At 64.0% G+C, this 25359-nt stretch carries 13 protein-coding genes; 10 read left to right on the forward strand and 3 right to left on the reverse strand.

Annotated features, from left to right (window positions below; translation table 11 throughout):
- Positions 1-566: 566 nt before the first annotated feature.
- Complete coding sequence (locus tag CFE50_RS21900; RefSeq protein ID WP_122681458.1) at positions 567-1169, reverse strand: type II secretion system protein GspJ; 603 nt, start codon at positions 1167-1169, stop codon at positions 567-569.
- The gene (gspH, locus tag CFE50_RS21905; protein WP_032885408.1) at positions 1166-1618 is read right to left on the reverse strand and encodes a type II secretion system minor pseudopilin GspH; all 453 of its coding nucleotides are present in this window, start codon (positions 1616-1618) and stop codon (positions 1166-1168) included. Before gspH ends, CFE50_RS21900 begins: the two co-directional genes overlap by 4 nt.
- 93 nt (positions 1619-1711) lie before the next feature.
- Between gspH and CFE50_RS21910 the strand changes: the two genes are divergently transcribed.
- Positions 1712-2143: a type II secretion system protein N gene (locus CFE50_RS21910; protein WP_032885407.1), complete on the forward strand. Its 432-nt coding sequence runs from the start codon at positions 1712-1714 to the stop codon at positions 2141-2143.
- Here CFE50_RS21910 and gspI read toward each other — a convergent pair.
- Complete coding sequence (gene gspI, locus CFE50_RS21915; RefSeq protein ID WP_286737214.1) at positions 2130-2495, reverse strand: type II secretion system minor pseudopilin GspI; 366 nt, start codon at positions 2493-2495, stop codon at positions 2130-2132. The two genes, CFE50_RS21910 and gspI, sit on opposite strands and share 14 nt — an antisense overlap.
- 148 nt (positions 2496-2643) lie before the next feature.
- Here gspI and gspG point away from each other — a divergent pair, with 148 nt between their 5' ends.
- The 9 genes from gspG to CFE50_RS21960 all read left to right on the forward strand — a co-directional run bounded on the left by gspG (position 2644) and on the right by CFE50_RS21960 (position 25029).
- Positions 2644-3093 carry a type II secretion system major pseudopilin GspG gene (gspG, locus tag CFE50_RS21920; RefSeq protein WP_032885405.1) on the forward strand — a complete coding sequence of 150 codons (450 nt, stop codon included), beginning with the start codon at positions 2644-2646 and terminating at the stop codon, positions 3091-3093.
- A gap of 8 nt (positions 3094-3101) precedes the next feature.
- Positions 3102-3980 carry a type II secretion system minor pseudopilin GspK gene (gspK, locus tag CFE50_RS21925; protein ID WP_163034928.1) on the forward strand — a complete coding sequence of 293 codons (879 nt, stop codon included), beginning with the start codon at positions 3102-3104 and terminating at the stop codon, positions 3978-3980.
- Positions 3977-5047, forward strand: a complete 1071-nt coding sequence (gene gspL / locus CFE50_RS21930) for a type II secretion system protein GspL (protein ID WP_181644539.1) — start codon at positions 3977-3979, stop codon at positions 5045-5047. The genes gspK and gspL overlap by 4 nt, the downstream gene beginning before the upstream one ends.
- Positions 5040-5552 (forward strand): type II secretion system protein M, encoded by a 513-nt coding sequence (locus CFE50_RS21935; RefSeq protein WP_122681462.1) that lies wholly within the window; start codon positions 5040-5042, stop codon positions 5550-5552. The genes gspL and CFE50_RS21935 overlap by 8 nt, the downstream gene beginning before the upstream one ends.
- Positions 5549-7855, forward strand: a complete 2307-nt coding sequence (gspD, locus tag CFE50_RS21940; protein ID WP_181644540.1) for a type II secretion system secretin GspD — start codon at positions 5549-5551, stop codon at positions 7853-7855. The genes CFE50_RS21935 and gspD overlap by 4 nt, the downstream gene beginning before the upstream one ends.
- A 139-nt stretch (positions 7856-7994) precedes the next feature.
- Entirely contained in the window at positions 7995-9413 is a 1419-nt protein-coding gene (gene gspE, locus CFE50_RS21945; protein ID WP_032885400.1) for a type II secretion system ATPase GspE, read from the forward strand.
- Positions 9413-10624 (forward strand): type II secretion system inner membrane protein GspF, encoded by a 1212-nt coding sequence (gene gspF, locus CFE50_RS21950; protein ID WP_095185996.1) that lies wholly within the window; start codon positions 9413-9415, stop codon positions 10622-10624. The genes gspE and gspF overlap by 1 nt, the downstream gene beginning before the upstream one ends.
- 523 nt (positions 10625-11147) lie before the next feature.
- A complete protein-coding gene (locus tag CFE50_RS21955) occupies positions 11148-12329 on the forward strand; it encodes a substrate-binding domain-containing protein (protein ID WP_181644160.1) in 1182 nt (393 codons plus the stop codon).
- 184 nt (positions 12330-12513) lie between these two features.
- Positions 12514-25029 carry a filamentous hemagglutinin family protein gene (locus CFE50_RS21960; RefSeq protein ID WP_286737215.1) on the forward strand — a complete coding sequence of 4172 codons (12516 nt, stop codon included), beginning with the start codon at positions 12514-12516 and terminating at the stop codon, positions 25027-25029.
- Positions 25030-25359 lie beyond the last annotated feature (330 nt).

Genomic DNA, 25359 nt, shown 5'->3' on the forward strand with positions numbered 1-25359 from the left:
CTCAGGTCGACCTCATTTCAAATGTGGGAGGGGGCTTGCTCCCGATGAGGGTGTGTCAGTTGATGCAGTTGTGACTGACCCACTGCTATCGGGAGCAAGCCCCCTCCCACAGTTTGATCTCCATAGATCAGACAGATAGGTTTTAGCCTGCTGTCCTGCTGTCCTGCTGTCCTGCTGTCCCGCTTTTGCTCTGCTTTTGCTCTGCTTTTGATGTGCTTTTGATCTGGCTCTTACATCCTTTTCGCTGACGAAGTCAGCGGTCTTTTGATCTGCGCTTTTGATTGTGATCTTGATTTTGATCTTAGGCGCCCCGTCAAACACGCTGGCCGAACGCAGGCTTGAATCCGTGGGTAACCCGGCAGGACGCCGGGTTAGCCGCGCTGGGCCATGGATGGCCCATCGCGGCGGCCCACGGATTCAAGCCGGAGTGCGGGCACACCGAGCCTAGGCGAGGTGCCGAGTGTTGGGGCAAGAGCCCTTTGCTTACTTTGGGGCTTTTCCAAAGTGAGCCGCCGTAAGGGCGGAACCCTAAGCGGCCATCACCCAAATAACGGATATGCCCCCAATCACTCCCCCACCCGCAAAGGCCCCAAAACCTGCCGATACCGCTCAACCCCCTGAGCGGTCTGCCTGACCAGCCTAACCTCCAACCCCAAAGGATCCCCCCGCCGATTCCCACTCAACTGCCGCCAGCCCTTATCCGTCTCCCACACCCGCACCTGCAAATCGCTCACCCCCGTCAACACCACCACGCCATCCTTGGCCGCCGGCAACGGAAACCGATCCCGCGCAGGCGCCGCCGCGCGATACAGGTTGTCGCCCTTGAGCCACCAGCGCACCCGTTGCAGCCCATCCCCGGCGACCGGTGCACGACGAATCACGTCCAACTCAAACCCCTTGCTGTCAGAGCTGCGCACCGTCACCGCGGCCAGTCCGTCGGCGTCGTCTGTCGGTGCGGTCAGTTCGACGCTGGCCCGGAGGCTGATGTCCCGCTGCAGCTGGTTCAGCACTCGCAACAACGCCTCAGTCTGTTCCGTGCTCGCCTGCAGGTGATGATCAGCGCGGGTCACGCTGTCGAGGCCGCGCCAGGCGATCAGGCTGACCACCGCCATCAACATGATCGCCACCATCACTTCGATCAGGGTGAAGCCTTTCTGCGATGAACTCATGGCTGGCTCACCACGCGCATCAAACCGGCGGCATCGCGTTGCAGGCTTAGGCTGTGTTGCCCGTCGGACAGCACCACACGCACGGGTGGGTTGATCCACTCGGCATCGAGCACCAGGGTTTGCCGGGGTTCGATGTTGATTTGCATCGGCGTGCTCTCCCATAAGCGTGGGCGCAATTGGGCATCGCCTTGGAACGCCTCCATGCCCATCCCGTCATCACGGCGACGGTTGAAGCGAAACCCTTTGGCATCGGCGCGCCAGGTAATCGGGCGGCCGTCGGCGCGGGCTTCGGCCTGGGCCACTTGCAGCAATTGGCTCAGGCGCTCGGCGTCTTTGCGCAGCAGGTGCAGCGGGTCAGGCTTGATGCTCAGGCTGATGGCCGCGCTGGCGATGCCGATGATTACCAGCACCACCATTAGCTCGATCAGGGTGAAGCCGTGCTGTTTCATCGTGGGGCACCTGCTGAACTGGCGAGGTTGTGAAATAAAAACGTGCGAATTGGCCTGTACGCTGGAGACACGGACAAACAGGAGGTCCCACTCATGGCTTTTTCCCTGCGTTTTTCACCCGCCCAGGGCGTGCAGATCGGTGCGTTGCTGGCGGCTTTGGCTGGCGGGGTGGTGTGGACGCCGCTGCTACTCACGTCCGCCGAATCCCACACGCCCCAGGCCACCCCGCAGGCTCTGGCGGCACGCAGCGATAACCCGGCGCTGCAATGGTTTGCCAATGCGCCGACGGCGTTGCAGGTCAAGGTCACTGGCGTACTCGCTGGCGCGCGCGGTGCGGTGGCGATCCTCAGCCTCAACGACGGCCCGCCGCGCAGTTTTCTTTTGGGTGAACGCCTCAGCCCTGGCGTGCGGCTGACGGCTATCGAAGGCGATGGCGTGGAGATTGAGCGCGGTGGCGAGAAGCTGCGCGTCAACCTCGATAAGTTGCCGGATGCCCCTGCGTTGCCGCGCCTCACTCGGCCATGACCTGGGTGGCGAGCCGCGCCAGGGGCGGCGCCTCACGGCTGGCGTCGAGCACCAACACGCTAATTTGAAAGAGCGGGCCATCGGCGCTGACGGTATGTTCGCACCGCAGCTTCAAGCGGCCCTGGTCGCACTCGAAGGTCTTCTTGCCGCTGCGCAGGCCGCCCTCCAGGCGCACCTCCGCCAGGCGACTTTGGGCCGCCAGCAACGCCATCGACTTATCCCGCAGCAGCCCGTTGCTCTGGGTCATCAATCCGGCCACACGCACAGCGGCGGCCATGGCCACGGCAATGATCGCCAGCGCCACCAGCACTTCAATCAGGGTAAATCCTTGCTCGTTGCGATGGCCGTACATGGCGCTCTCAAAGCCCGTAAACAGGCCCGCAGACTAGCGCCGCGAGTTGACCGATTGGCGACCGAACCTCCCGAGGATTTTCAATACGACTGACATATGTTCTTGCAACACTGCGCCACGAAATGCACCCAACCCAAGGAATGTCGAGATGGATATCGCGCGCCTAACGTCCCCATTGCCAGGCCCTCGCGGCCAGCGTGGCTTTACCTTGATCGAGATCATGGTGGTGGTGGTCATCCTCGGGATTCTGGCGGCGATGGTGGTGCCCAAGGTGCTCGACCGGCCGGACCAGGCGCGGGCCACGGCGGCCAGGCAGGACATCGGCGGCTTGATGCAGGCGCTGAAACTCTACCGCCTCGACCACGGCACTTACCCGAACATGACCCAGGGCCTGAAAGTGCTGGTGGAACGCCCGGCGGATGCCAAGACCAACACCTGGCGCGCCTACCTTGACCGATTGCCGAATGACCCGTGGGGCCACCCGTATCACTACCTCAACCCGGGCGCCAATGGTGAAGTCGATGTGTTCTCCCTCGGCGCCGATGGCCAGCCGGATGGCGATGGCGTGAATGCCGATATTGGCTCCTGGCAGTTGTAAGGCGCGCCATGAAACAGTATTCGCCCCCAGCGGCGAAGCAGCGCGGCATGGCGATTATCAGCGCGTTGCTGATCGCCGCCGTGGTCGCGGTGATCGCCGGCGCCATGCTCACGCGCCAGACCGTGTTTACCCGCAGCCTGGAAGCCGAGCAGATGCGCACGCAGGGCCAGTGGCTGTTGCAGGGAGGGCTTGAGCGCAGCCGACAGATGCTGTGGGAGGCGCGCCAGAAAGACGTGCTGACCCGCCTTGACCAACCTTGGGCCCGCGCTCAGGGCGGCACATTCGAAGGTCGGGTTGAAGACGAGCAGGGCAAGTTCAACCTGCGCAACCTGGTCAATCGCCAGCGGGTGGATGCCGAGCAACTGCAGAGTTTTGAACGCCTGTGCCGCCTGATCGGCGTTGACCCGGCGGTGAGCCGGCGTATCAGCCAGCGGGTCATCGCGTCCTATGCGCAACTCGATACGCCCGCCAAGTACCCGATGCTGCGCAGCCTGGATGACTTGAGCGGTGTGGAAGGCCTCGACGCCGCGGTGTTGCAGCGCATGCAGACCTATATCAGCGTGCTGCCCGACATGACTTGGGTCAACGGCAACACCGCCCGCGCCGAAGTGCTCAGCGCCGTGGTGCCCCAACTGAGTCTGTCCCAGGCCCAGGCGCTGGTGGCTGAGCGTGACGGCGGGCATTGGTTTATCAACCGGGGGGATTTCGTCAATCGCCTGCACTTGCCCCAGGTGGCGGTGGACTCAGTGCAGGTCGGCATCACCAGCGAGTGGTTTCGCCTGCAAGGCCAGGCGCGGCAGGAGCAACGTCGGGTGACCCTCGACGCGCTGCTGCACCGTCCGGAAAACCGCCGGCCCCAGGTGATCTGGTCGCGGGTGGGCGTATGAAACGCTTGCGCATTGCCTTGCCGCCGCTGGCTGAATTGAGTGTGGACAGCCGGGTGAAATGGGCCTGGTGGGAGCGTGGCACGGTGGCCTCTGAAGGCCATGAGAGCCTGGCGCAATTGGGCAAGGGCCGCCACGCGGTGGACTGCTTTCTGCACCCCTGCGACAGCCTGCTGACAAGCCTCGAATTGCCGCCACTGCCTGCCGCCAAAACCCATGCCGCCGTGGCCTGCGCGGCCCAGGCGTTGATCCTCGGCCCAGTGGAACAGATGCAAGTGGCTCACGGCCCGCGCGAAAGCGATGGCCGCGTGCAGGTTGGTTGGGTGCCGAAGGCTGGGCTGGAGCGACTCAGCCAGGTCCTGGCGCAGGCGCCACTCAAACTGCGCGGCCTGTATCCCGCGCCCTATGCCTTGCCGGTAGGGGCTGCGGCGTTGGATGAAGGCTATTTGTTGACGCGCGACAGCCTGCAACAAGCAGCGGTGCACCCGCTGGGTTTGCAGGCGCTCGATGTGCCGCTGGTGGACGCGGCGCAGCGTTGGGCCGGTGCCGTGCCGAGCTGGGGCCTGCACGCGCGTCTCAGCCAAGCGTCCAGCGGTGGCTGGGGCAGGGCGCTGGGCTGTGTCGCGTTGGCTGCCGTCGTGTGGACGGTCGGCCTCAACCTGTACGCCGCCCGCCAGGCGGATGAAGGCCAGCGGCTCAAGGCGTTGATGAGCCAGCAGGTACGCCAGGCGTTTCCTGAATTGCCGGTGGTGCTCAACCCGTTGCAGCAGGCCCGTCAGCAACTGACTGCACGCCAGACTGGCGCCGCCGCCGACCCCGGCCAGCGCTTTCCCAGCCTGCTGCAACTGGTGGGCAGCCATCTGCCGTTTATGGTGGGCAGCGTCGACACCCTGACCTTCGAGCAGGGGCGATTGCACCTGGAACTGCTGGCTGACAGCCGCAGCCCGGCGGCCGAGGGCGAGTGGCAAGCCGCGTTGGCCCAGGCAGGTTTTGCCGCCACACGGGACGACCGTGGGTGGAGCATTGCGCCCGCCCAGATCGCGGAAAAACCTGGAGCCGGCGATGAATAAATGGCACCGCGTACGCAGCCAGACCCATGTGTTCTGGAACGGCCTGGCCCTGCGTGAAAAACGCATGCTGGTGGGGGCCGGTCTGGTGCTGGCGAGCCTGTTGACCTGGCTGATTCTGGTCCAGCCCGCGCTTAAAAAGATCGACTATTGGCAAGCCGAAACCCCCAAGCTGCGCGCCCAGGCTGCCGCGTTGCAGGTGCTGTTGCAGGACGTCACAGCACCTCGGCCCGCCGACGAAGCTGCGCTGCGCCAGGCCTTGGACAGCGCCGGTCTGCGCGAGCATTACCAGTTGCAGGCGCTGGATGCTGGCGGTTGGCGCCTGACCTTCGACAACGCCCCGGCGGACGCTGTGGTGGGCTGGTTGTTGGGCAATCCCCGAACCTTTTCTCTGGAAGTGTCCGAGGCACGTTTGCAGCGTGCCCCGGACACCGTCGACACTTCGGCCGGCACTGTGTCCGGGACCGTTCGCATGGATCAGGCGCTTGGCGCTAAGGAAGCTTCATGAAGTGGTCAGTCCCCCCTTTTCGTATGGCCGCGCCACTGCTGTTGCTGGCGCTCAGTGCGTGCAGCACCCAGCAGGCCACCAAGCCGTTGTTGGTGGACAGCGAACTCGGCCAGCCGTTGGCCGAGACCCGCCGCGGCGGCGATACCGTGCTGGATCGCCAGCGCGAACTTGTCCCCAAACCTGCCATACAGCACCGGGTGACCAACAGCGCCCGAGGCCAGGCCCCGACGACCGTCAAGGCACGTAATCCGCTGGGCGACCAACCGGTGCAGCTCAACTTTGTCGACGCCGATATTCAGGCCGTGGTGCGCGCACTGTCCCGTGCTACCGGTCAGCAGTTCCTGGTGGACCCACGTGTCAAAGGCAACCTGACCCTGGTCAGCGAAGGCCAGGTCCCCGCGCATCAGGCCTACGACATGCTGTTGGCGGCGCTGCGCATGCAGGGGTTCAGCGTGGTTGATGTCGGCGGCGTGGCCCAGGTGGTGCCGGAGGCCGATGCCAAGTTGCTCGGCGGGCCGATCTACAGCGCCGGCAGCAGCGGCATGCAGACCCGTACCTTCCGCCTGCAATACGAAAACGCGGTGAACCTGATCCCGGTGCTGCGCCCCATCGTGTCGCCAAACAACCCGATCAACGCCTACCCCGGCAACAACAGCATTGTCATCACCGACTATGCAGAAAACCTCGCGCGGGTCGCGCAGATCATCAGTGGCATCGACACGCCCAGCGCCATCGACACTGACGTGGTGCAGATCCAGAACGGCATTGCTGTCGATATCGCGGCCATGGTCGCCGAGCTCCTGGAAACCCAGGGGGCCGACCAGACCCAGAAGATCAATGTGATTGGCGATCCGCGTTCCAACTCCATCATCATTCGCTCCGGCAGCCCCGAGCGCACGGAGCTGGCGCGTAACTTGATCTACAAGCTCGACAACGCCCAAAGCAACCCCAGCAACATGCACGTGGTGTACCTGCGCAACGCCCAGGCGGGCAAGCTGGCCCAGTCGCTGCGCGGGTTGCTGACCGGCGAGAGTGACGCCGGGGTCAGCGACGAGGCGCGCAGCAAACTCAGCGCCATGGGCGGCAATGGCCAGAACACCACCCCAGCCAGCAATGCGCAGAACAGCAGTGGTACGCCCACCGGCAGTGGCGTGCAATCGAGCTATGGCCAGGATTCACCTTCCACCGCCAGCCCGTCCAAGGATCAGGACACTGCGTTCAGCGCCGGCGGCGTGACCATCCAGGCCGACGCCACCACCAACACCTTGCTGATCTCCGCGCCGGACCCGCTGTACCGCAACCTGCGGGAAGTGATCGACATGCTCGATCAACGCCGCGCCCAAGTGGTGATCGAAAGCCTGATCGTCGAAGTTGGCGAGGACGACGCCACGGAATTCGGCGTGCAATGGCAGGCCGGCAACCTGGCGGGCAAAGGCGGGTTTGGCGGCGTCAACCTCGGCGGCAGCGGTGTGAATGGCACGCCCGCCAGTCCTACCAGCATTGATGTGTTGCCCAAGGGCCTGAACATTGGCCTGGTCAACGGCACTGTGGATATTCCAGGGATCGGCAAGGTGCTCGACCTCAAGGTGCTGGCCCGCGCCTTGAAGAGCAAGGGCGGCACCAACGTGCTGTCCACGCCCAACCTGCTGACCCTGGATAACGAAGCGGCGAGCATTTTTGTGGGGCAGACGATTCCGTTTGTCACCGGCAGTTATGTGACCGGCGGCGGGGGCACCAGCAATAACCCGTTCCAGACCGTGCAGCGCGAAGAAGTGGGGCTCAAGCTAAACGTGCGCCCGCAGATTTCCGAGGGCGGCACGGTGAAGCTGGATATCTATCAGGAAGTCAGCAGTGTGGATTCCCGGGCGTCGGTGGCAGCGGGCACGGTGACCAACAAACGTGCGATCGATACCAGCATCCTGCTGGATGACGGGCAGATCATGGTGCTGGGTGGGTTGCTGCAGGATGGCTATAGCCAGAGCAACGACGCGGTGCCGTGGCTATCGGATATTCCGGGGTTGGGGGCGTTGTTTCGCAATGAGAAGCGCAGTGTGAGCAAGACCAACTTGATGGTGTTTTTGCGGCCTTACATCATTCGCGACAGTGGGGCGGGGCGCAGTATTACCTTGAACCGCTATGAGTTTATGCGTCGGGCGCAGGGTGGGTTGCAGCCGGAACACAGTTGGGCGATGCCGGATGTGCAGGCGCCGCAGTTGCCTTCGGTGGAGAAGGCGATTCCGGGGGGGCAGCAGCCGGGGCCGAGGGCGGTGATTCGGGCTGTACCGGTAGGTGCACGGCCATGAATCCAAATGAAGATTTGAATGTGGGAGGGGGCTTGCTCCCGATGAGGGTGTGTCAGCCACAGATGTACACACTGACCCACCGCTATCGGGGGCAAGCCCCCTCCCACATTTGGACCGTGCTCGGTCAGGAGGATACCTTGTGAGCCTTCTCCCTTACGCCTGGGCCAAATCCCAACGCATCCTCCTGCGCCCCGGCGAGGACGGCATGTTGCTGACCGTCTGCCCCTCAACTCCCGGCTGGTCGATCAGCGAAGTGCAACGGCAGTTCGGCCAGTCGCGGATTGAGCAGATACGCGATGACGAACTCGACGGTCTCCTGGCCAGTGCCTACGCCGACACCGGCAGTGCCGCGGCCGTGGTGGGTGCGGCGGAAAACGAGGTCGACCTCGACCGCTTGATGCAGGACATGCCCGAGATCACTGACCTGCTCGACACCCAGGACGGTGCGCCGGTGATCCGCATGATCAACGCCTTGCTCACCCAGGCAGCGCGGGACGAGGCCAGTGATATTCATATCGAGCCCTACGAAACCCATTCCGTGGTGCGCTACCGCGTCGACGGCACGCTGCGCGACGTGGTGTCGCCACGCAAGGCGCTGCATGGCGCGTTGGTGTCGCGGATCAAGATCATGGCTCAACTCGACATCGCCGAAAAACGCCTGCCCCAGGATGGGCGCATTGCGTTGCGTGTGGCCGGGCGGCCGATTGATATTCGAGTGTCGACGGTGCCCACCGGGCATGGCGAGCGGGTGGTGATGCGTTTGCTCGACAAGCAGGCCGGGCGTTTGCAGTTGGAGACTCTGGGCATGGAGCCGCAGTTGCTCGCGCGCCTCGATACCTTGATCCGCCAGCCCCACGGCATTGTGCTGGTCACCGGGCCCACCGGCAGTGGCAAGACCACCAGCCTGTACGCGGCGTTGGCGCGGTTGGACGCGAGCACCAGCAATATCCTCACCGTGGAAGACCCGGTGGAATACGACTTGCCGGGCATCAGCCAGATCCAGGTCAACGCCAAGATCGACATGACCTTCGGCCTGGCGCTGCGGGCCATTCTGCGTCAGGACCCGGACATCATCATGATTGGTGAAATCCGCGACTTGGAGACCGCGCAGATCGCCGTGCAGGCCTCGCTCACCGGTCACTTGGTACTCGCCACGTTGCACACCAACGATGCGGTGTCGGCGGTGAACCGCTTGATCGACATGGGCGTCGAGCCGTTCCTGTTGGCGTCGTCATTGCTGGGTGTGTTGGCCCAGCGGTTGGTGCGCCGCCTGTGCCCCCATTGCAAGCAGGAAGATCCTGCCGCGCCGGGCACCTGGCGTCCGGTGGGGTGCTCGCACTGCAACCAGGTCGGTTACAGCGGGCGTACCGGTATCCATGAATTGTTCTGTGTCGACGACGATGTACGCAGCCTGATTCATCAGGGCGCCGGCGAGCAGGATTTGCGCCTGGCCGCGCGGCGGGCCGGGATGTTCAGCATGCGTGAAGACGGTGAGCGCTGGGTGCGCAGCGGCGCCACGGCCCCCGAAGAAATCCTGCGCGTGACACGGGACGCCTGATGAATCGCTATCGCTATGAAGCCGCGGATGCCAGCGGCAAAGTCGAGGTCGGGCATGTGGAGGCCGACAGCCAGAGCGCAGCGTTTGCCCACTTGCGCGGGCGGGGTTTGACGGCCTTGTTGGTGCAGATCGAAGGCGGCCAGCCAGCGGCGGCGGGCAGTAGCCTGTTCACGCCCAAGCTCTCGGACAACGACTTGGCCTGGGCCACGCGGCAACTGGCGAGCCTGCTCGGCGCCAGCCTGCCGTTGGAGGCGGCGCTGAGTGCCACGGTGGAGCAGGCCGAGAAAAAGCACATCGCCCAGACGTTGGCGGCCGTGCGTGGGGATGTGCGCGGCGGCATGCGCCTGGCGGATGCGTTGGCGGCGCGGCCACGGGACTTTCCGTCGATCTACCGTGCGTTGATTGCGGCGGGGGAGGAGTCCGGTGACTTGGCCCAGGTGATGGAGCGCCTGGCGGACTACATCGAGGAACGCAACAACCTGCGCGGCAAGATTCTCACCGCGTTTATCTACCCCGGTGTGGTGGGGCTGGTGTCCATCGGCATTGTGATTTTTTTGCTCAGTTACGTGGTGCCCCAGGTGGTCAGTGCGTTTTCCCAGGCGCGTCAGGACCTGCCAGGGCTGACGCTGGCGATGCTCAACGCCAGCGACTTTATCCGCGCGTGGGGCTGGCTGTGTTTCGCCGGGATTGTCGGCGGTTTCTGGAGTTGGCGTTTGTACCTGCGCAACCCGGTGGCGCGCTTGAATTGGCACAGTCGTGTGCTACGCCTGCCGCTGATAGGGCGCTTTGTGCTGGGTCTGAACACGGCGCGGTTTGCCTCGACCCTGGCGATCCTCGGCGGTGCTGGCGTGCCGCTGTTGCGGGCGCTGGAGGCGGCTCGCCAGACCTTGTCCAACGAGCGCCTGAGCCAGTGCGTCAACGACGCCACTGCCAAGGTACGCGAAGGGGTCAACCTGGCGCCGGCGCTGGCGGTGGAGAAAGTCTTTCCGCCGGTATTGATCCACCTGATCGCCAGCGGCGAAAAAACCGGCTCGCTGCCGCCGATGCTTGAACGTGCAGCGCAGACGCTGTCGCGGGATATCGAACGCCGGGCCATGGGCATGACCGCGCTGCTGGAGCCGCTGATGATCGTGGTGATGGGGGCGGTGGTGCTGGTGATTGTGATGGCGGTGCTGTTGCCGATCATCGAGATCAACCAACTCGTTACCTGATCAAACGGCGTGAGCGGGCTTACTGGGGTGAGCGGGCTTGCCCCGCGCTGGGTGGTGAAGCCACCCCAAAACCTGACACGGCACCCTCTCTGAGACACCGCGTTTTGTCGGGGGGCAGATCCATTGCGTGGAAATCCAGTTCTATTGGGGGGCGAGCGTCCTCCACCACTCAACGCGTTTTTCAGTTGTTTTTTTGGTATCCCGATGTCCGGGTCCCAACCTCGGGTTCCTCATTCCGTCATCTGCCAACGGTTCCTGACGCCTCCACGGCAGGGCCTCTGAAACCTCGCTGTCACCTGGGCTGAAATCGCTCAGAATCATGACCAAAACACCCGAGAATCTTTTTAAAAATCAAGTGTTTCCTCCCGAGGTTTTTTCCTACATCTGTCATCGGAAACTGCGACTTTCTCTTCCATGGTTTTCACCCCCGGCCACCCCTTTATCACGGCTTGGGACCGAAGCCATGGCGTCATGCAAGAGCCATCTACCCCAAACGTACAAACACGACGAAAGGAGATTCTTCATGTTTAAGCGCAACGTTCTCGCGGTATCCATGACCCTCGCTGCACTGTGCTCGGCCCAGGCTGCAATGGCTGACATCAACGGCGGCGGCGCAACCTTGCCACAGCCGCTGTACCAAACCTCCGGCGTCCTCACCACTGGCTTCGCCGCCTACGTCGGCGTGGGCAGCGGCAACGGCAAGGCGGCTTTCCTGAACAACGATTACACCAAGTTCGTGGCGGGCGTGACTAACAAGAACGTGCACTGGGCAGGCAGCGATTCCAAGCTGACGGCTGCTGAGCTGCTGGCTTACCAAACCAACAAACAAGCGACTTGGGGCAAGTTGATCCAGGCGCCTTCGGTGGCCACTTCGGTCGCCATTCCATTCAACAAGGCTGGCGCCAACGCGGTTGATCTGAGCGTCAACCAACTGTGCGGCGTGTTTTCGGGCCGCTTGACCGACTGGAGCCAGATCACTGGTTCGGGTCGCACTGGCGCGATCAAAGTGATCTACCGCAGCGAGTCCAGCGGTACCACCGAACTGTTCACGCGCTTCCTCAACGCCAAGTGCGCTGAGACGCAACCGTTCGCCGTGACCACCACCTTTTCGTCCAGCTACGGTGCAGGCTTGCCTGCTGGCGCAGTGGCCGCTACCGGCAGCCAAGGCGTAATGACCGCGTTGAACGCTCAAGATGGCGCGATCACCTACATGAGCCCGGATTACGCGGCGACCACCTTGGCCGGTCTGGATGACGCCACCAAAGTGGCCAAGATTGGCGGTGTTTCGCCAGCGCCTGCCAACGTTTCCACCGCCATTGGCCAGATCCCTGCGCCAACCGAAGCCCGTGCCGATGGTTCGTTCATCGACGCCACTAACCCGGACAACTGGGTACCGGTATTCGCTGCCACCGCCAGCGGCCCGGCGACGTTCGCCTACCCATCCAGCGGCTACCCGATCCTGGGCTTCACTAACGTGATCTTCAGCCAGTGCTACGCCGACGCCACCCAGACCACCCAGGTCCGTGCGTTCTTCAACCGCCACTACGGCAACCTGATCAACAACGACACCGCCATCAACAACAACCGCTTCGTGCCGCTGCCAGCCAACTGGAAAAAAGCCGTGCGTGACACCTTTGCCACCGCTTCCAGCGCTCAAGGCATCGGTAACACCAGCGTCTGCAACGCCATCGGTCGTCCGCTGTAACCCAGGCTTTCAACGACCCGCAACCCCGATCAGCAACGGCCTGTGCCGTTGCTGATTTTTTTTGCGTTAGCAGCCCTTTATGAACTTTGCATGACAGAAGTTCAGTCCCGCCCCTCGCCAACCGCCTAACCCTCATACGTGAGCCTGTCTTGCTCCTGGCGATTACAAAGAAGGAAGATTCCCGATGGTCCGCTGCAAACCCACGCTCAAGCTGAATGCCCAGGGCTCGCACGCCCAGACTGTGTTGCGCCTCAAGCCTCTGGCTCAGGTCATTGCCTTGTTGGTGGTGGCGGGCAATGCCCATGCGGCGACGGCGTTCAGCCCAGCGTGGTTCGCGGCCAAGGGGGCGACCCAGGCGACGACGGCGGCGCGGATCAATGCGGGGCAGATGCCGTCGGTGCCGACGCTGAACCAGCAGGCGCGGGTCAACCAGCAGTTGGCGCGGTCCATCAGCACGCTCAACACCACGGTCGCGGCGATTGCGGCGCAGCAGGCGGCGCAGGCGGCCGGTCGGCAGGCGGCGTTCGGTCAGGTCTCGACGATTCCCGATGGCCTCGGCAAGGGCGGCTTGCAGGTGGACAACAGCCTGACCCAGGGCTGGACCAATGCCAAGGCGCCGACCCAGACCCAGGCGGGCGGCAAGACCACGGTGAGCATTGAGCAGACCGCCGACAAGGCGATCCTCAATTGGGAGACGTTCAACGTCGGGCGCAACACCACGGTGGATTTCCAGCAGCAGTCCACCTGGGCGGTGCTCAACCGCGTCAATGACCCTGAAGCACGCCCCAGCGAAATCCAGGGCAAGATTCAGGGCGCGGGCACGGTGATGATCATGAACCGTAACGGCGTGGTCTTCAGCGGCACCAGCCAGGTCAATGTGCGCAACCTGGTGGCGGCTGCCGCGACGATCACCGATGACCAGTTCATCCAGCGCGGCCTTTATGTCGACACCAATGGCACTCAACCGACGTTCACCGACGCGGCGGGCAAGGTCGAGGTGCAGCGCGGTGCGTTGATCCAGACCCACAACGCCGCCACCTCCACCGACGCGGGCGGCTATGCCTTGCTGCTCGGCACCGAAGTGGAAAACGCCGGCACGATCATCACCGCCAAGGGCCAGACCACCCTGGCGGCCGGTGACAGCTTTTATATTCGCAAAGGGGTGGGCACGGCGGGCAACGAGCGTTCCACCACCCGTGGCAATGAAGTCGCCGCCAGCCTCAAGCCTGGCAGCAGCGCAGGCAAGGTGATCAACAACGGCCTGATCATTGCCTCCACCGGCGACGTCACCCTGACCGGGCACCAGGTTCAGCAAAACGGCGTGGTCCTGGCCAGCACTTCGGTGGACACCCGCGGCTCCATTCACTTGCTCAACTCGGCCAGCGACACCAGCGGCAGCGTCACCTTGGGGGAGGGCAGCACCACTGCAATCCTGTTGGACGCCAGTGGCAGCACCGCCCTCAACAGCCAGAAAGACAACGGCCTGATCAAGCTCGACGGCACGCCGGCTAACCTGATCACGGGGCAGTTCAACCACCTCAGCGCCGTGGCCGACCGCACTGACCAGTCGCGTATCGAGATCGTCAGCGGTGGCACCGTGGACTTCCAGAAAGGCTCGATCACCCTCGCCACCGGCGGCCAGGTGGCGGTCAGCGCCGGTCAACGCAGCCTGGTGCGCGATGGGGCGATGATCGACGTGTCGGGCGCCGTGGGCGTCAAGGTGTCGATGGAAGCCAACAACATCAAGATCAACGTACAGGGCAACGAGCAGCGGGATGCGCCGATCAACCGCGACAATGGGCAACTGATCAATAACGACGTGTGGGTCGACTTACGCGACCTGGTGTTTGTCCCGGCCGGCACCAACGGCTACGCCACCGATCGCTGGTACACCGCCGGTGGTCTGCTGGAAGTCGGCGGTTACCTCGGCACCCAGGGCCATTCGGTGGGCGAATGGATGGCCCAGGGCGGCACCGTGACCTTTACCGGCAAAGATGTCGTGACTCAGCAAGGCGCGCAGATCAACTTGTCGGGCGGCACCGTGGATGTGCAAGGGGGCTATATCCGGCAAACCTGGCTCAAGGGCCCGGATCGACGGTTGTACGAGTTGTCCAAAGCACCCGGCGACATTCTCTATTCCGGCATTTACAAGGGCTATGAAGACACCAGTGTTCGCTGGGGCCAGACCGAGTACTACTACAACCCGATGATTGCTCCGCAGGGCCGTAACGAGGCCGGTTATACCGTGGGCCGTGACGCCGGCAAGCTGGTGGTCAGCACCGCCAGCGCAGTGCTGGAAGGCCAGATGATCAGCGCGGTGTTCCAGGGTGATCGCCAGACCCAGGCGCCGAACATCAACCTGGACGGTTACCAGCAATCCCAAAAAGCCATGGCCCAGCTCGCGCAGTTGATCATTGGCCAGTACACGCCGATCTACAACAAGACCACCGGCACCTTGCGCTACGCCTTAGGGGCGAACGCCGACGAGGTGTCGATCGAAGGCAGCCTGGAAAAAATCGCCGATGGCCTGGACCTCGCCACCGCGTTGCCCCAGGACCGCCAGGGCAAAATCCTGCTCGACAGCGAGCAGCTCAGTGGCAACCCGTTGGGCGCGATCAAGGTCGCGGCCAGGCAGCAGGTGACCCTCAATGGCGCGCTCAGCGTGGCCGACGGCGGCGACATCACCCTGTTCGGACCGAGGGTTGATATCAACGCCAACCTGACAGCCCTGGGTGGCAGCATCAATGCGGGCAACATCCTCAGCCAGGTCAACCCGCTGAAAGCGGGCGAGGTCGAAGACACGACCCTGGCCGGTGGTTCGAGTGTGAGTGTCGCGGCCGGCGTCAAGCTCGACGCCCGTGGCCGCTGGAACAACCTACTGCTCGACCCGACCAACAGCACCGGCGTGGCGTATGTCAACGGCGGCAAGGTCTCGTTGCGCAGTTCGAACAACGTCAACCTGGCGGCCGGCAGTGTGGTGGATGTGTCCTCCGGTGCGACCCTCGGCGTCGACGGCAAGCTCACCGGCGGCAAGGGCGGCAGTGTGACCCTGGGCGCCCTCGGCGCCTTGGCGTTGGAGGGCGAGGTGCGTGGCTTTGGCGTGAGTGGCGGCGGCACCCTGGCCTTGCAGGCACGCAAGGTGCAGATCGGCAACAGCGCGGCTGCGGTGGACAGCGACACCCTGAAACTGGCTGGCGACTTCTTCAATAAGGGTTTTTCGGCCTACGACATCACCGGCAACGAAGGGCTGATCGTCACCGACGGTACGCAAGTGGATGTGAGCCTGCCGACCTATCGTTTGGGCGCCCAAGCGTCCACCACGCCAACGGGCAGCGATCCCGCCACGGCCTTGGAGCAATGGACGCCGCCGCTGTACCAGGAGGACGCGACCAAGGGCGTGCTGACCCAACGCCGTGGTGCCGGTTTGAGCCTCACCGCCGGTACGGTCTACGCCACGGCTGCGCAACTGGCGAGCACAGCCCTGACGGTGGGCCACGGCGCGGTGATCAACGTCGATCCCGGCCAGGCCATCAAGCTGCGCAGCATCGGCCAATTGACCCTGGACGGAACGCTCAATGCCTGGGGCGGCAGTGTCAGCCTGGGCGGTGTGACCACCGGCGCCTCGGAGGCGGTGAACGCCATCGGCCATGACCGCTCGATCTGGATTGGCGAACAGGCGTTGATCGACGTGGCGGCGCGGGCGGCCACGGCGGTGGACTACCGTGGCCGCACTTACGGCGTGGTGCGCGACGGCGGCACTATCAACATTGGCGGCTCGCTTGACCTGAACACCGGCCTTGCCACGGCCAGCGACATGTTCGTGGTCGTGCGCGACGGTGCGCGCCTGGACGCGTCCGGCACCCAGGCCTTGCTGAATATTGCAGGGCAGGGCGCGGTGCAGGTCGCCAGTAACGGCGGCAGCATCAGCCTGGCCTCCAACAATGGCCTGTACCTGGATGGCAGCCTGGTCGCCAAGGCCGGTGGCGCCGGCGCGGCGGGCGGTAGCCTCAACCTGGCGCTGGAGAGCCCGTATTACCAGAAAGCCGGGGTCACCGATCGGGTGCTCAAGGTCCGTGACCTGGTGTTGAGCCAGGTGCACCAACCGACCGCGCTGGGCGACAGCCTGGAGTACGGGCATGGCCGCCTGGGTGTGGATCAAGTCACTGCCGGCGGCTTCGATAACCTCGCGCTGTTGAGCAATGGCTTATTGAGCTTTGACGGTGATGTGAGCCTGGACATGGGCCAGAGCCTGCGTCTTTACAGCCGTGGTTATGGCCTCAGTGAAAACGCGGCAGGCAACTCACGTGTCAACCTGACGGCGCCGCACCTGTTGCTGGCGGGCTACCTTGCGCCTCCTGAGACGGGCAAGGATTTATACGTGCGTCCGGTGCCGGTGTTGCCGGCGCCATCCCAGCGTGCAACCGAGGCGCAGTTCAATGCCGACGGCGACCTGGTGGAAGTGCGCGGTAATGTGATCTTCGGCAATCGCAGCAGCCTGTACGGCGCCGACAATAGCCTGGCGAGCCTTGAGCGCCGTGGCTTCGATCAGGTCAACCTGACCAGCCAGGGCGATTTGCGCTTTCTGGTGGGCGCCTCCGCGAACGACATCATCACCGGTGTCAGTACCCAGTTACTGACTCAGGGCGACATGACCCTGCGGGCGGCGCAGGTGTACCCGAGCACGGAAGTCAGTGCCCGTGTCATCGCCGGTTACCTGGGCGAGTCATCAGCTGTGCAGGGCCTGACGTTTGACCCTTTACGCACGTTGACCATTGGCCGCGTCGGCAGCACGGACGCGCCCCTGCCGTATTCGGCGTTCGGACGCCTGCAACTGGGCGCTGCCACCGTCAAGCAAGGCGGTGTGGTGCGCGCGCCATTGGGCCTGATCGATATCGGCAGCATGGGTAGCAGCCTGGTGCAATTGCTGCCGGGCAGCGTCACCTCGGTGAGCGGCAAGGGCCTGGTGTTGCCCTATGGCGGCACGCTGGACGGGCAGGTTTACAAGTACAACGGCAAGACGGTGACATTCCTCGGCCAAGGCGGGCTGGCCAATACCAACAGCGACTTGAGCGTGGGCGTCATTCTGGGCGGCCAGTCGGTTGCGGTGCAGCCGGATGCCATCCTGGACCTGTCGGGCGGTGGCGAGTTACTCGGCGCCGGGTTTGTTTCCGGGCGCGGCGGTTCCACGGATGCGCGTTACAACCCGCTGGTGCAATTTGGTGCCAACGGCGGGTTTGTGTTGCCGGGGCTGTCCACCAACCCGATCTACGCCATCGTGCCGGGCGTGCAACCCGGCGTAGCGCCGGTGGCTGCGGAGGGCGGTGCCGTGGCGCCGCTGGTTGGCCAGCAGGTCACCATCGGCGCGGGTGTGCCAGGGTTGCCGGCAGGCACCTATACCTTGATGCCGTCGACGTATGCCTTGATGCCCGGCGCCTATCGCGTGGAGATCAATGGCCTGGCCGGAGTCGGCAGCGACGCCGCGACCACCTTGATGCGCAATGGCTCGTGGGCCACGGCCGGGCAGTTGTCGATTGCCCACACCGGGATCCGCAACAGCACTGCCAGCCAGTTGATCCTGACTTCGGCGGACACCCTGCGCCGTTATTCCCAATACAACGAAACCAGTTACGCCCAATTCGCCAAAGCCGATGCGGCCAGGTTAGGCGTACCGCGCCCCATGCTGGAAGCCGACGCCAAGACCCTGAAACTGGCACTGCGCCCCGGCCAGGGGGGCGACGCATTCTCCTTCGAGGGTATCGGACGTTTTGATGCCGCGACGGGAGGCTATGGCGGTACGGTAGCGGTACTGGACCCTGGCAAGCTCGGCATTGAAGTGATCGCGGCTGACGCTTCGGCTACCGCCGGTTTTTCCGGCATTACGCTTAAAGCCGACACCCTCAATGCCATCGGTGCTTCACGGCTGATGGTGGGGGGCATGACCATGGTGGAGTATGGCCAGTCGGGCAACTTCATAAGCCTGGCATCGGGTGTGAACGCCGCCGATAGCAACGTGACTTTACGTGCGGGCGCCACCCTTGCCGCGCCCGAAGTGTTCCTGGTGAGCAACACCGGCGCCATCGTGGTAGAGCAGGGCGCTTCGATCAACACCCTGGGGCGCGGTGCCGCCAGCTACGATGCCCGCGACGGTTTTATCTACCAGGTTGCCAATATGCTGGCGGTGTCCAACGGTTTGCTGAACGTGGTGAGTGCCCCTCAGGTCGGCGGTGTGACCAGCGGTGGTATCAACATCGGCGCATGCAGCACGAGCGTCTGCACCGGCCAGACCGGGTTGTATTCCGATGGCAGCATCGTGGCCCTGACCGACAGCACCTTCCAACTGGGCGACCAAGTGCGCTATGGCACTCGTCACCTCAACCTGGGCGTGAGCACCATCAACCTGGGCAGCGTCGAAGCCCTCGCCGCGGCGGCTGCCGCAAACCACTTGCCAGCCGGCCTGACCCTGAACCAGGCGCTGCTCGACCGCCTGCTGCGCGGCGACACGCAATTAGGCGCACCGGCCCTGGAGACCCTGCAGTTGTCGGCGCGTGACGGTTTTAACTTCTACGGCAGCGCCAGCCTCGACACCTATGACCCGCTGACCGGCAAGTCGCTGCTGAGCAACCTGATGCTGTCCACCCCGTCCATCTATGGCGCCGGTGGTGCCAGCGATGTCGCGACCATTCACACCGCTAACCTGATTTGGCTGGGTGCTACTAACGCTCCCGGCGCGGTGGTGGCAGGCGGCGCAGGCACTGGCAGTGGGCGCCTGGATATCAATGCCGAGCGCATCGAGTTTGGCTATGGCGAATTTGGCCAGCCCAGCACTGTAAAAAGCTTCGACCGCCTGGCCCTGGGCTTTGCCAACGTTGCTCTCAACGCCAGCGAGCGCATCACCGCCAACCACAAGGGCAGTCTGTCGGTGTACCAGCGCCAGGGTGCCTATGACCCGGTCAGCGGCTTCCAGTACAGCGGCGGCAACTTGACCATTCGCACCCCGCTGATGACCGGTGAGGCCGGTTCGGTGAACACGATCAAAGCCGGCGGTGCGATCGATATCGGCGCCTCGGCAGGCCCCCGTGGCAACGCCAGCGGCCAGGGTGCCGCACTGTCCCTGCAAGGCGACAGCATCCGCGTGGCCAGTGCGGTGGTGTTGCCCAGCGGTAAAGTCAGCCTCAGTGCCCGTGGCGATGTGGTGTTGACCGACGACGCGCTGATTGACGTGGCCGGTCGTGGGATCACCTTCAACGATGTGACCCAATACGGGTGGGGCGGCGATGTGCTGCTCGACAGCCGCAGCGGCAATATCCTGCAGGCGGCTGGCTCGACCATCGACCTGTCCGCCAAGCACAACCAAGCCGGCAAGTTGCGTGCGGTGGCCACGGATGCGGCGGGTGGAATCGTCGATCTGCAGGGCAAGATCCTCGGCAGCAGCAGTGGTTACTACAACGCCGGTGGCACCTCTATGCCGCAACCAGCCGGAACCGTGGAGATCCAGGCGCAGCGCCTGGGCAGCAGCGGCTCCCTGGACCAGCAGTTTGCCGACCTCAACCAACGCCTGAACCAGGGCGAAGTGTTCGGTGCGCGCAGCTTTCAGCTCAAGCAGGGCGACCTGACCATCGGCAACGGGCTCAAGGCCGGCACCGTCAGCGTGTCCGTGGACAACGGCAGCCTGCGCGTGACCGGCCTGGTGGACGCCAGCGGTGAGCGCGTCGGCAGTATCAACCTGGCCGGCAGGAACGGCCTCACCCTGGACAGCACAGCCGTTCTCGACGCTCACGGCAGCAAGCTGCGCGTTGACAGCTACGGCAAGATCATCGACTCGCCGAACCGCGCCACAGTGGTGCTGGGCTCCGGCAGCGGCCAACTGACCCTCGCCGACGGCGTACGCATCGACCTGCGCCACGGTACCGGCGCGGCTGCTGGTAATGACGGACGCAATCGCGGCACCCTGGAACTGAATGCACCACGGTTGGCAGGCAATGACGTGGCGATCGACGCCAGTGGACGCTTGACCATTCAGGGCGCGCGCTCGATCACCCTCAACGGCATGGCGACCTACGACGATGCACCCGAAAAAAGCGATCCGACTGCCAGTGGCAGGCCGTATCAGGAAATCACTCAAGGTTATCTGGATGCGAAACACGCCTTGAGCGAGGCCTTCATCAATGCCGCCCTGCTCAATACGAACTTGCTGGATAACAAGCTCGCCGGCTTGAATAACGCGACCTACGCCGACGCCTTCCACCTGCGCCCCGGTGTGGAAATCGTCAGCAAGACCCCGGACGGCGACCTGGTGGTCCAGGGCGACCTGGACTTGTCCGGTTATCGCTATGCCAGCCTCAATCCCAACAGCCAGAAGAACAATGCCGTCTACGGCTCCGGCGAGTCCGGCAGCCTGACGCTGCGCGCCGGTGGGGACTTGAACATCTACGGCAGCATCAACGATGGCTTCGCCAAACCGCCGGTGTCCGAGGATGACAAAGGCTGGGTGCTGCTGCCCGGTGTGGACTTCAGCGGCGGCACCATCGTGGTGCCGGGCAACGGTGTGACCCTGGCAGACGGTACGGCCTTCCCGGCGGGCAGCACGCTCAACTACGACCTGCCGATCAAAGGCCTGACGGTCGCCGCCGGCACCCGTTTGCCAGTGGCCGCGACATTGGGCCAGGACCTGGTTCTGCCGGCGGGCAGCGTATTGGCGGCGGACGTGCGTGATGCCGGGGGCAACCTGTTGTTCGCCGCCGGTACGTTGCTCGCCGAGGCGCACACCCTCGTGGCGGGCACGCAATTGGGCGCTGGGACACTGTTGACCCAAGGCACCCGTCTGCAAGACATGATCTGGCCCAAAGGTGTACCGCTGCCGACGGTGCACGGGGCGAACCTGGCCAATAACATCGTGCAACTGAGTGGCAGCAAAGCCCTGCCGAAGGGCGCGCTGATCCCCGCCGGCACCGATGTGAAGTTGCCCAACGGGGCTGCCTCGGTGCAGTTGCGGGTTGGGGTGTCTGGCGACGCCGGTCAGGTGTGGGCCATCTCGCCGATGCTGGCCGAAGGCACCCAATCGTGGTCGTTGCGCCTGGTGGCGGGTGCCGACACCGAGGCCGCGGACAGCCGTCTGCTGCAAGCCCATCCGCGCAGCGGCGATATTCACCTGGCCGACAATCACTACGGCATGTATGCCAAGGAATTGCCGAGCAAAGGCGTTCAGACCTGGACGGCCGAAGCGGTGGCGGTGCTGACCGAGGCTGGGTTGGACATCAAAGAGGGCGACCCCATCGACCAGCAATTGCTCGATGACTTGAGCCTGGGGTCGATCGAGGACTTCTGCGCCGGCGCGCCGGAGTATTGCGCGATCAAAGTGACCTACGTGTGGACGCAGCAAGCGGCTGACGATCTGTTGAACCAGTCCGGTGTGATCATCCCCGTGGGCGCGGTGATCACCAATGAGTTTCTCGCCAGCCTGGAGCTGCCTACGGTGGATGAAGTCTGCGCCCTGGCTCCCGAATATTGCGCGGCCCAGAGCACGACCGAATACGGGGCGACGCCTTCGAGTACACGCTTCAGTGTGATCCGCACCGGCCGCGGCGACCTGGAGTTGTTGAGTGCGGGCAACCTGAGCATGGATTCGCTGTACGGCGTGTACACCGCCGGTACTTCATCGACCGGCACGTTTGCGGGTGACCCGTACAACCAGCCTAACGCTCAACCGTCCGGCGCTGTGCTCAACGATCCGGGAAGCTACTTTGAGCAATTCGTCAACGGCTCACCCACCAGCCGCTACCGGGCCTGGTACCCGGAGGCTGGGGGCAATCTGACCCTGAATGTCGGCGGTGACCTGACCGGTAATATCACCAGCACTGCGACCAGCAATGCGCGTCCCAACCCCAAGGACGCCGGAGTGGACTCGGCCGCAGTCGGCAACTGGCTGTGGCGCCAGGGCAGTGGTGACGTGGCCACGGGCGGGCAAGCTCAACCCACCGCCTGGTGGATCAATTTCGGCAGTTACACCGCGACCACGGCGGCGGACAAAATGCTTGGCTTCACCGGTTTCGGCACCTTGGGTGGCGGCAATCTGGACGTGAACGTGGTCGGTGATGCCGGGGTCTTGGATACCTTGGGCTATGGCTTCAACAACACCACTGTAAACCCCCACAGTCAGGGCCTGGCCCTGGCGGTCGGCAGCACGGGCCGGATCGCCAGCGATGGCAGCCAGCAGTTGACCGGCGGCGGCGATTTGCGCGTGCGCATCGGTGGGGCGCTGAACCCGGCCAGCGTGGCCGCGACTGCGGACCATCGTGATGGTGTGCTGGTCAACCTGCGCGGCGATGTGCAACTGCGCAGCACCAGCGTGGGCAGCGTCGACATGCTCTACGGCAGCATTTCCCCCACCCAGAGCCCGGGCGAAACCCGCGCGTTCGACCCATTGGTCGCGACCCGTGGCGTTGCCCGTGGTGGCATGACCCTGGTGCCCGGTGATGCCACGTTCAACCTGCAGACCCTGGGCGACTTGGTGGTGCAAAACGTCGAAGACCCGGGCCGGGTACAGCTTTCGCACGTATCACCCTTTGCCCAAGGCGCGAAAGTCGGCAGCGGTTCAAGCTGGTTTACGTTGTGGACTAAAGACACCGCGATTGATCTGTTTTCACTGGGCGGCAACCTCACACCCTTCACCCGCTCCGAAGCGACGGCCGACCTGGCGGTGGTCTACCCGTCCATCCTTAACGCTACCGCAGCGGGCGGCAGCCTGTATTACGGTAAAGCCGCGCAGACGCAGACCAACGGTGACAGCGCCTACAGTTATCCCTTGCTGTTGGCGCCTGGGGAAAACGGCCAGTTGCAGTTCCTCGCCCAAGACTCGATCTACGCCGGCGGCATGCCGGTTAGCCAGTCCGGCACGGCGAACAGTGCGATGGCGACGCCGTGGAATCCTGCGTACCAAGGCCGGGTGGGCAACGCCGTGGTCGCCAGCAACCTGTCGGTCACGGGTAACGCGGGCAACCTCTCATTGTTCGCATTCGGGTCTGGCACCACAGCCGCTTCATCTGCGGGCAGTGCTGAACCGGCGCGGTTTTATGCGATGGACGGCGACCTTGTCGGGGTGAGCAGTGGTCGGATAATCACGTTCCAGAAGACACCCGGGTCAGTGCATGAAGGTGAGACCTGGTATGAAGGGAATGGCGCGGTCCGCATGATGGCTGGGCGGGATATCGTCAGCAGTGGTCGTACTTTTGGCACTGATGGTTTTACCGTCGCGTCGCCAAGCGACAATCTGTTCATTCATAAAAACACGCAGGACATCTCCATCGTGTCTGCCGGGCGCGACATTCTCTACAGCAATTTCCAGGTAGCCGGCCCCGGCCTGCTGGAAGTCTCGGCCGGGCGCAATATCCTGCTGACAGGCACGGGCGGCGAGCACAGCGTGACCAGCCTCGGCGCGGTGTTGACGGGCGACAACCGCCCTGGCGCGAGCATCGTCATGCAGGCCGGTGTCGGCGCCACCGGACCGGATTACCAACGGTTCGTCGAGAGCTACCTGAACCCGCTCAACCAGGCACAAACGGGCGAGTCCTTGCAGGGCGGCAAAGTGGCCAAGACCTATGAGGACGAACTGGCCACCTGGCTGGCCGAGCGCTTCGGGTTTGCCGGCGACAGCGAGCAGGCCCGCGCTTACTACGCTGCATTACCCGCTGAGCAACAACGGGTGTTTGCCCGTGATGTGTATTTTGCCGAACTCAAGGCCGCTGGCCGCGAGTACAACCAGGACGGCGGCGTCCGCGAGGGCAGCTACCTGCGTGGCCGTGCGGCGATCGCGGCGTTGTTCCCGACCAGGGACGTGGCCGGCAACCCGATCACTTACCAGGGCGACATCACACTGTTCAACGGCTCGGGCGTGCACACCAATGCCGGTGGGTCGATCCAGATGCTCACCCCCGGCGGCGGCCAGACCTTCGGCATCGAAGGCGCGGCGCCACCGTCCACGGCGGGTGTGATCACCCAGGGTGCCGGTGACATTCAGCTGTATTCCATGGGCAGCATCCTCTTGGGGCAGAGCCGCATCATGACCACCTTTGGCGGCTCGATCATGGGGTGGACCGCCGAGGGCGACATCAACGCCGGTCGCGGCTCCAAGACCACCGTGGTGTACACACCGCCCAAGCGTGTTTATGACAACTGGGGCAACGTGGGCCTGTCGCCGTCGGTGCCAAGTACGGGGGCGGGGATTGCCACGCTGAACCCGATCCCGGAAGTACCGGCGGGAGACATCGACCTGATCGCGCCGTTGGGCACCATCGACGCGGGCGAGGCGGGGATTCGGGTGTCGGGTAACGTCAACATCGCGGCTTTGCGGGTGGTGAACGCGGCGAATATCCAGTCCCAGGGCAAATCGTCCGGGGTGCCTGTAACGGCCTCTGTTAATACCGGCGCCATGAGCTCGGCCAGCGCGGCCGGGGCAGCGGCCTCCCAGGCGGCGGAAGATGCGGCGCGCAGTCAGCAGGCGGCGGCCAAGCAGGGCAGGGCTTCGATCGTGACGGTGGAAGTGCTCGGGTTTGGGACTGAGCCGGTGCAGCGTGGGGTTGAAGAGGGGCAGAAGACGTCGGGGTATAACCCCAACAGCCCGGTGCAGGTGCTGGGCGCGGGGCCGCTGAGTGAACAGGCGCGGGCGCGGTTGACGGACGAGGAGAGGAAGCAGATTTCGTTGTAGTTGGGTTGGTAGGGCCTCTCGTTGGACTTTTGGGGTGATCTTTGATTGCCCCGTTTTTTTTTGCTGGTGTACATATCCGTTATTTGGGTAACGGCGGCTTAGGGTTCCGCTCTTACAGCGGGTCACTTTTGTAAAGGCCGGAATGCCGGCCCAGACAAAAGTAACCAAAAGGCCTTCGCCCCACCACTCGGTGCCTCGCCTAGGCTCGGCATGCCCGTAATCCGACATTGATTTGGGGGGCCGCCGCCACGCGCCATCCATGGCGCAGGGCGGCTAAACCGGCATCCCTGCCGGTTTACCCCCCAAATCAACGTCGAATTCCGGCCATCG

Source organism: Pseudomonas sp. PGPPP4 (assembly GCF_002256045.1).
Lineage (GTDB): Bacteria > Pseudomonadota > Gammaproteobacteria > Pseudomonadales > Pseudomonadaceae > Chryseomonas > Chryseomonas oryzihabitans.